4 protein-coding genes and 1 pseudogene are annotated in these 6000 nt (G+C 69.4%); 4 read left to right on the forward strand and 1 reads right to left on the reverse strand.

The annotated features are described in order from the left end of the window. Window positions 1–99: 99 nt before the first annotated feature. From DFQ15_RS02905 to katG, 4 genes are all read left to right on the forward strand, one after another. Complete coding sequence (locus tag DFQ15_RS02905) at window positions 100–1029, forward strand: alpha/beta hydrolase (RefSeq protein WP_110464543.1); 930 nt, start codon at window positions 100–102, stop codon at window positions 1027–1029. A 152-nt stretch (window positions 1030–1181) separates the two neighbouring features. Further along, window positions 1182–2192: a tRNA (adenosine(37)-N6)-dimethylallyltransferase MiaA gene (miaA, locus tag DFQ15_RS02910; protein ID WP_110464512.1), complete on the forward strand. Its 1011-nt coding sequence runs from the start codon at window positions 1182–1184 to the stop codon at window positions 2190–2192. Further along, on the forward strand, window positions 2189–2926 hold the full coding sequence (locus tag DFQ15_RS02915; protein WP_110464513.1) for an ABC transporter ATP-binding protein: 738 nt from the start codon (window positions 2189–2191) through the stop codon (window positions 2924–2926). The genes miaA and DFQ15_RS02915 overlap by 4 nt, the downstream gene beginning before the upstream one ends. A gap of 90 nt (window positions 2927–3016) precedes the next feature. Next, a complete protein-coding gene (katG, locus tag DFQ15_RS02920) occupies window positions 3017–5260 on the forward strand; it encodes a catalase/peroxidase HPI (protein ID WP_110464514.1) in 2244 nt (747 codons plus the stop codon). Between the two features lie 548 nt (window positions 5261–5808). Here katG and DFQ15_RS02925 read toward each other — a convergent pair. Then, window positions 5809–6000: pseudogene (locus DFQ15_RS02925) on the reverse strand (IS3 family transposase); the annotation flags it as partial.

Consider the following 6000-nt stretch of genomic DNA (forward strand, 5'->3'; position numbering starts at 1 on the left):
CAGTCGCTTGGTACAGGGTTTGCGTGTATGCAGAAAGGGCGGTGCAGGACGTTACCTCCTGGACGAAACTTTGTTCGCCCCGACCGGTCGATGGAAGACATGAAGCTACGCTCACTGCTCGCTCCCCTTGCCGTTGCCATGGCCGTCCTGGCCGGTTGCTCGACGCTCGACTACAAGCAGCGCGAATGGATTTTCCAGCCGAGCGACGTGGCCTGGGGCGGCGCCCAGTCGGCGCCCGACATGCAGGATGTGTGGATCGACTTCCACTCGCAGGCCGAGGACCAGGAAGCCCGGTTGCACGCGCTCTGGCTGCCTGCCGCCTCCACCGCTCCGTCGCCGATGGGCAAGGCCGACAGCGCCGCCGGCGGCAGCCCGCCGGTCATGCTGTACTTGCACGGTGCCCGCTGGAACGTGATCGGCTCGGCCGGCCGCATCCGCCGCATGCAGGAGATGGGCTTCTCGGTCCTGGCGATCGACTACCGCGGCTTCGGCAAGAGCAGCGCCGGCCTGCCGTCCGAAGCCACCGCCGCGGAAGATGCCCAGGCCGCATGGGACTGGATAGCCCAGCGCTTCCCCGGACGCTCGCGCTATGTCTTCGGCCACTCGCTCGGCGGCGCCATCGCGATCGACCTGGCCACCCGGGTGCCCGACGCCAGCGGCGTGATCGTCGAAGGCACCTTCACCAACATCGCCGACGTGGTGAGCGGCTTCAAATGGGGCTGGCTGCCCGTGTCGATGCTGATCACCCAGCGCTTCGAATCGATCGACAAGGTCAAGCACATCCGCGCGCCGCTGCTGGTGGTCCACGGCTCGGAAGACAGCCTGATCCCCGCCGCCCTCGGCAAGCGGCTCTACAACGCGGCCAAGGTTCCGAAGGAGTTCGTTCTGGTCGAGGGCGGATCCCACTTCAGTACCAACAGCGTGGGCGAGGCGCAGTACCGCCAGGCGATCCACCAGCTGTTCGGCCTCAACACCCTGCCGAGCATCGCGGATGCGGGGCTGACGGATCAGGCGGTCTCCAGCAACTGAGCCGTTCGCGCCGCGGGGCGTCCCACCCGCACGCCGCACCGCAGCCGAGGCGGGTTGCTCCCGCACCGAACCGTTCTGCGGCCCGGTCGGTGCAGGCTAGGACATGACGCGATCCGCAGGGCGCCCCGCGATCGCTCTGCTACCCTCGACCGATGACCTTTCCTCGCGCGGCGACCGCTGCCCCGGCACCGCCAGCCCTGCCCGTCGTCTGCCTGGCCGGCCCCACCGCGGCGGGCAAGACGGCGGCCACGCTGGCCATCGCGCGGCACCTCGAAGGCCGCATGCCGGTCGAAGTCGTCAGCGTCGATTCGGCGCTGGTCTACCGCGGCATGGACATCGGCACCGCCAAGCCCGGCGCCGCCGAGCGGGCCGCAGTGCCGCACCACCTGATCGACATCCGCGACCCGCTGCAGGCCTACAGCGCGGCCGAGTTCGTTGCCGATGCCGAGCGCCTGATCGGCGAGATCCAGGCGCGCGGCGCGCTGCCGCTGCTGGCCGGCGGCACGATGCTCTACTTCAAGGCGCTGTTCGACGGCCTGGACGACCTGCCGCGGGCCGACACCGCGCTGCGCGCCACGCTCGATGCCGAGGGCGCCGCCCGCGGCTGGCCGGCGATGCACGCTGCGCTGGCGACGGTCGACCCTGTCACCGCCGCCCGCCTGGCACCCGCGGACAGCCAGCGCATCCAGCGCGCGCTGGAGGTGCACCGCCTGACCGGACGTCCGCTCTCCGCATTCCACGGCGCTATCAAAAACATAGCTAATGGTCGGCGTCGGACGCCGGCTGCAGCCCTTATTTCATTGGAACCGAACGACCGCGTCTGGCTGCATGCCCGCATCGCCCGGCGATTCGACGCGATGCTGGCCGACGGCTTGATCGACGAGGTGAAGGCTCTGCGCGCGCGCGGCGACCTGCCGCCAGGCCTGGCCTCCATGCGCTGCGTCGGCTACCGCCAAGTGTGGGAGATGCTCGACGGCACCGCGACGGCCGGCGAGCTGCGCGAGCGCGGCGTCGCCGCCACCCGCCAGCTCGCCAAGCGGCAGATCACCTGGCTGCGCGGCATGCCGGCCCGCCGCACCGTCGCCGCCGATGCGCCGGACGCCCTGGCGCAGGTGCTGCGGCAGGTCGATGCGCTGCTGCTGGCGACGGAGGTGGCGTCATGAGCGCGACGCCACCCCGTGCCGCGACCGACGCCAGCGGCCTCGCGGTGCGCGACCTGGCCAAGCACTACGGCCAGGGTGCGGACTCGGTACCGGTCTTCTCCGGCGTTAGCTTCGACGTCGCGCCCGGCGAGTTCGTCGCCATCGTCGGGCCGTCGGGCGTCGGCAAGTCGACCCTGCTCAACTGCCTCGCGGGCCTCGACACCTGGGACGCGGGCAGCGTCGGCCTGGCAGGCGAGGACCTCTCCACGATGGACGACACCCGGCGCGCGCTCTGGCGGCGCCAGCACGTCGGCTTCGTGTTCCAGGCCTTCCATGTGCTGCCGCACCTGGACGTGGCGCAGAACGTCGCGCTGCCGCTGATGCTGCTGGGCCGCAAACCCGGTGCGCGGGTGGCCGCGCTGCTCGACGCGGTGGGGCTGCAGGGCCTGGGCACCCGGCTGCCGCAGCAGCTCTCCGGCGGGCAGCTGCAGCGGGTGGCCATCGCCCGCGCGCTGGTGCACCGGCCCGGCCTGCTGCTGGCCGACGAGCCGACCGGCAACCTTGACCCCGAGACCGCCGCGCAGGTGATGGACCTGCTGCTGGCCCAGACCCGCACGCACGGCGCCTCGCTGGTGCTGGCCACCCATTCGGCGACGGCGGCGGCCCGGGCCGACCGGGTGCTGACGCTGGGCCGCGACGGCATCGCCGCATCGCCCGGCAACGCACGCGCCGCAGATGGTCTATCGCCGGCATAGAAGTTTTGTCGCGCTGCCGCCGCCTGTTTTGCACCAGAATTTCGGCTGGCCTTCGAGCCGTTCCGTATCCCCACACAGACAGGACACTCCATGAGCAACGAAGCATCCACCGCGCAATGCCCGTTCCACCAGACCGCCGGCGGCGGCACCTCCAACCGTGACTGGTGGCCCGAGCAGCTGCGGGTGGACCTGCTCCAGCAGCATTCCGCCAAATCGGACCCGATGGGCATCGGCTTCGACTACGCAGAGGCGTTCAAGAGCCTCGACCTCGCCGCCGTCAAGGCCGACCTGGCCGCGCTGATGACCGATTCGCAGGACTGGTGGCCGGCCGACTTCGGCCACTACGGCCCGCTCTTCGTGCGCATGGCCTGGCACAGCGCCGGCACCTACCGCATCGGCGACGGCCGGGGCGGCGCCGGCCGCGGCCAGCAGCGCTTCGCGCCGCTCAACAGCTGGCCCGACAACGTCAGCCTCGACAAGGCCCGCCGCCTGCTCTGGCCGGTCAAGCAGAAGTACGGCGCCAAGATCAGCTGGGCCGACCTGCTGGTGCTGACCGGCAACGTCGCGCTCGAGACCATGGGCTTCAAAACCTTCGGCTTCGCCGGCGGCCGGGCCGACACCTGGGAACCCGACCAGGACGTGTACTGGGGCCGCGAAGACAAATGGCTCGGCGGCGACAAGCGCTATTCGCGCGGCTCCCCCGGCGTCGAAGGCCACGGCGTGATCGACAAGGACGACGACAGCGAAGTCATCCACAGTCGCGACCTGGAGAACCCCCTGGCCGCCGTGCAGATGGGCCTGATCTACGTCAACCCGGAAGGCCCGGACGGCAAGCCCGACCCGATCGCCTCTGCCCGCGACATCCGCGACACCTTCGCCCGCATGGCGATGGGCGACGAGGAGACCGTGGCGCTGATCGCCGGCGGCCACACCTTCGGCAAGACCCACGGCGCGGGCCCGTCGGAGCACGTGGCGCACGAACCCGAAGCCGCCGGCCTGGAAGCCCAGGGCTTCGGCTGGCACAACAGCTTCGGCACCGGCAAGGGCGGCGACACCATCACCAGCGGCCTGGAAGTCACCTGGACCACCAAGCCGACCGAGTGGACCAACGACTACTTCGACCACCTGTTCGGCTTCGAATGGGAGCTGACCAAGAGTCCAGCCGGTGCCCACCAATGGACCGCCAAGGGTGCCGAGGCGACCATCCCGCACGCGCACGATCCGGGCAAAAAGCTCGTACCCACCATGCTCACCTCCGACCTGGCGCTGCGCTTCGACCCGGCCTACGAGGCGATCGCGCGCCGCTTCCACCAGAACCCCGACCAGTTCGCCGACGCCTTCGCCCGCGCCTGGTTCAAGCTGACCCACCGCGACATGGGCCCGCGTCCCCTCTACCTGGGCGCGGAAGTGCCGGCCGAAGTGCTGATCTGGCAGGACCCGATCCCCGAGGCCACCCATACCCCGGTCAACGCGCAGGACATCGCCGGGCTCAAGCAGAAGGTGCTGGCCGCGGGCCTGACCGTGTCGGAACTGGTGTCGACCGCCTGGGCCTCGGCCGCCAGCTTCCGCGGCTCCGACAAGCGGGGCGGCGCCAACGGTGCGCGAATCCGCCTGGCGCCGCAGAAGGACTGGGCGGTGAACCAGCCCGAGCAGCTCGCCAAGGTGCTGGGCGTGCTGGAAGGCATCCGCAGCGACTTCGCCGCCGGCGGCAGGCAGGTCTCGGTCGCCGACCTGATCGTGCTGGCCGGTGCCGCCGCGGTCGAGAAGGCCGCCGCCGATGCGGGCCATGCCGTCACCGTACCGTTCACACCGGGCCGCACCGACGCGTCGCAGGAACAGACCGACGTGGCCTCGTTCGAGCCGCTGGAGCCGGCCGCCGACGGCTTCCGCAACTACCTGAAGCGCAACAACTTCAGCATCCCGGGCGAGGCGCTGCTGATCGACCGCGCCCAGTTGCTGACGCTGACCGCGCCGGAAATGACGGTGCTGGTCGGCGGCCTGCGGGTACTGGGTGCCAACGTGGGCGGTGCGCAGCACGGCGTGTTCACCACCCGGCCGGGCGTGCTGACCAACGATTTCTTCGTGAACCTGCTCGACATGGCCACCGCCTGGAAGGCCACCGGCAAGGAAACCTACGCCGGTGCCGACCGCAATACCGGCGAAGCCCGCTGGACGGGCACCCGGGTCGACCTGGTGTTCGGCTCGCACGCCCAGCTGCGCGCTATCTCCGAGGTGTATGCCGGTGCCGACGCGCAGCAGAAGTTCGTCGCGGACTTCGTCGCCGCCTGGACCAAGGTGATGGAGCTGGACCGCTTCGATGTGAAGAAGAAGTAAGAGCGGCCAACACAACCCAGCGAAGCGGTTCTGGCTAGGCGCCGCATCGCAGACAGTACGAGTAGTACGACAAGGTGCGGCAACGACGCCAGAAGGGTTGTGTTAGCCGCTCTAAGTGCCGAAGGCCTGAGGGCCTGAACGCATGGCCGCCCGGCGAGGGCCGGCCAGGCGAACAAATGCCGCGTAAGATCTGGCACCACGGGTGCCGGCTCTTCCGCGGCGTTTCGCTTTCTGCAGCGGGCGATCAGCCCGGCCCGGCGACACGCCCCGCCGCCCGAGTTGGTATTGCACTGCGCCGAACTGGCCCCGTGCCGCGGCTTCGAAGCGGTCGAGGCAATCAATTTCTCGGTCCGCCCCAAACAAAGCGCAAGCCATTGATCTTGCTTGCGATTCTTCGGGTTGATGAACGCAGCATTTGCAAGGTATAATTTTGCCCGCACCTGTTTTCTTGCAAATTCCTTCGAGGAGTCCCGTCGGTCCGAAGCCTTCTCGGCCGCAAACGGCCGAACTGAACCGCCCCGGGATTCGCGGAGGCTGTTTGGTTCAAGTCATGCAACCAGCGCTGTGGCTTGACTGGCGAGTTGCCGGTGGTAGTTTGCCTCAGCCTCTGCAGGCGGGATGTACCCGATGGGTTCGAGCAGGCGGTGGTGGTTGAACCAAGACACCCATTCGAGGGTCGCGAACTCCACGGCTTCCTCGGTTTTCCACGGTCCCCGGCGATGGATTAGCTCGGCCTTGTA

It is taken from the genome of Xylophilus ampelinus, from assembly GCF_003217575.1.
Classification (GTDB): domain Bacteria; phylum Pseudomonadota; class Gammaproteobacteria; order Burkholderiales; family Burkholderiaceae_C; genus Xylophilus; species Xylophilus ampelinus.